Genomic DNA, 2,585 nt, shown 5'->3' with positions numbered 1-2,585 from the left:
CTTCTGGACGCCGTCAATGCGGCGATCGGGGTGGATGCGGCGAGAAGGGCGGAAGCTGCGAAGATCAAGGGATGTGTCGAGCGCTTGCAAACTCTGACGCCACGGGAGCGCGAAGTCATGTGCGAGGTCGCACGGGGGCGCCTCAACAAGCAGATCGCCTTCGACCTCGGCATCAGCGAGGTCACAGTCAAGCTGCACCGGGGCAATCTGATGCGGAAGATGGAAGTTKCCTCACTCGGCGAACTTATCAGGGCGTGGGAGGCTCTACCGGTCGGCATGCGTATGGCGAACGCTGCCTAGCCCTGGCGAGGCTGGAGCACCGGCTCCGGCGCTCCAGAATTCATGGTCATGGCGTGATGCCTCGCCAACGCACCGGAACGGCTGGGCGAACGAAACGGAATGGCGACCTCTTCTGAGATCAGGTCAGCGTGATGCCCCCATCGACGGCCAGGTTGATGCCGGTGATGAATTCCCCGTCGGGGGAGCAGAGAAAGAGAGCCGCCTGTGCCAGCTCTTCCGGCTTGCCCATCCTGCCGAACGGGATCATCCGGGCGGCCTGCTCTTCGACCTGCACCTGCGTTTCCGGAGCGACGCCGAGTTTTCCAATAATCGGCGTATCGGTCGGGCCGGGACTGAGTACGTTCACACGAATGCGCCTGTCCTTAAGTTCCAGTGCCCAATTGCGCGCGAACGCTTCGATTGCCGCCTTGCTGCCAGCGTAGACCGCGTGACCATCCAGCACCTTGCGGCTTGCGATCGAGCTCGTCAGGAGGATCGCGCCGCCATCGCGCAATAGCGGAGCGATCTTCTGAACGCCGAAGAACGTGCCGCGCGCATTGGTGAGGAATTGTGTGTCGTAGTCGGTGGCCGTCACGTTGAAGCTCGGCTGAATGTGGATGCTGCCCGCATTAGCCACATAGATGTCGGCCTGTCCGAAACGAGCGGAGACCAGCGCGGCGACACGTTCGTGCGTGGCGAGGTCGGCAACGTCACCTGCGAGGCCGGTCGCCTGAGGCCCGAGGCTGGCGACGGCTTCGGTCACGGCGTCTCCTCGACGACCGACGATCAGCACCTTCGCACCTGCGGTTATGAACAGGCGCGCTGTCGCGAAGCCGATCCCGCTGTTGCCGCCGGTGATCACGGCGACCTTGTTCGACAATTTTCCCATTTGGACCTCCATTGGTGATCCAGAGTTGGGCCGCTCCTGATTGAAATCAAAATATACCGAAGTCGATATGAACTATACGTTTGAATATAATTAATTGTATTCGAGCGTATTGATCATCGTTTTCACGAAAATTAAAAATCAATACACCTCGAAGAACTGGCGATTATATGAATATCGCCGCGAATTCGAGTCCAAGATGTCGGGGTCTGACGCCGAATTAGGCGCCCTGAGCACTTTGGTCCGCAACCATTATCTGCGCCCTGGAGGCGCCAATGCTCGACAAAGCACTACCCAGTTCGACCGACCTCAATCGGCGGGATCTCTTGTGCGGCGGCGCCGGCATGGCGGCGATTGGCACGCTTCCACTCCAGTCCTTGGCGCAGCCCGCCACCGTTGCCCCTCACAACAGTAAAAGGAGCCGACGCATGAATTATGTCACGACGCGGGATGGCGTTGAGATTTTCTACAAGGATTGGGGCCCGAAATCGGCCCAGCCGCTGGTCTTTCACCATGGCTGGCCACTCAGCTCGGACGACTGGGACGCCCAGATGCTGTTCTTTCTGGCGCAAGGCTTCCGGGTCGTCGCTCACGACCGGCGCGGACACGGCCGTTCGAGCCAGGTCAGCGAGGGACATGACATGGACCACTACGCGGCCGACGCCGCGGCCGTCGTCGACCATCTCGACCTACGCAATGCGGTGCATATTGGACACTCCACCGGAGGCGGCGAGGCAACGCGCTATGTCGCGCGCCATGGCAGGAGCCGTACTTCTAAGCTCGTTCTCATCGGCGCAGTCCCCCCGATCATGGTCAAGACCGAGCGGAACCCCCGCGGCCTGCCGATCGAAGTCTTCGATGGCCTTCGGAAGAGTCTCGCTGCCAATCGCAGCAAGTTCTACACCGATCTCGCAGCGGGGCCGTTCTACGGATTCAATCGCGCCGGGGTCGAGACGGATGCCAGCGTCGTCCAGAACTGGTGGCGCCAGGGCATGATGGGAGCCGCCAAGGCTCACTACGAGGGCATCAAGGCCTTCTCCGAGACCGATTTCACCGAGGATCTCAAGGTCATCGAGGCTCCGGCTCTCGTCATGCATGGCGATGATGATCAGATCGTCCCGATCGGCGACAGCGCCCCGCTTTCGGCCAAGCTCCTGAAGCGGGCGACCCTGACGATCTACAACAAGTTCCCGCACGGCATGGCGACCACCCATGCGGATACGATCAACAGGGACATCCTCGCCTTCGTCCGAGGGTGACGCTCACGGACGAGGCGGCTGGCGAAGCCGCCTCGTCATGCTTGCAGCCCCCCGATCGGCCTCGGCGGCTCGGACGCTGGTTGGTGAGTCACCGCATACGGAAGCTGCGGCCCGCGAACCGACCGTTCGCTGCCAACTCCTGGAATCCGTCGATCGAGTAC

At 61.3% G+C, this 2,585-nt stretch carries 3 protein-coding genes; 2 read left to right on the top strand and 1 reads right to left on the bottom strand.

Annotated features, from left to right (window positions below; translation table 11 throughout):
• Nucleotides 1-300: response regulator transcription factor (locus AC1DVA_RS27560; RefSeq protein WP_476808007.1), on the top strand; the 300-nt coding region annotated here is incomplete at its 5' end.
• Between the two features lie 118 nt (nt 301-418).
• Here AC1DVA_RS27560 and AC1DVA_RS27555 read toward each other — a convergent pair.
• The gene (locus tag AC1DVA_RS27555) at nt 419-1,168 is read right to left on the bottom strand and encodes an SDR family NAD(P)-dependent oxidoreductase (RefSeq protein ID WP_476808006.1); all 750 of its coding nucleotides are present in this window, start codon (nt 1,166-1,168) and stop codon (nt 419-421) included.
• Between the two features lie 425 nt (nt 1,169-1,593).
• Between AC1DVA_RS27555 and AC1DVA_RS27550 the strand changes: the two genes are divergently transcribed.
• Nucleotides 1,594-2,424, top strand: a complete 831-nt coding sequence (locus AC1DVA_RS27550) for an alpha/beta fold hydrolase (RefSeq protein ID WP_476808005.1) — start codon at nt 1,594-1,596, stop codon at nt 2,422-2,424.
• Nucleotides 2,425-2,585 lie beyond the last annotated feature (161 nt).

It is taken from the genome of Allobosea sp. P4_C6 (assembly GCF_056402015.1).
This window is presented reverse-complemented; position numbering and strand designations above follow the sequence as displayed.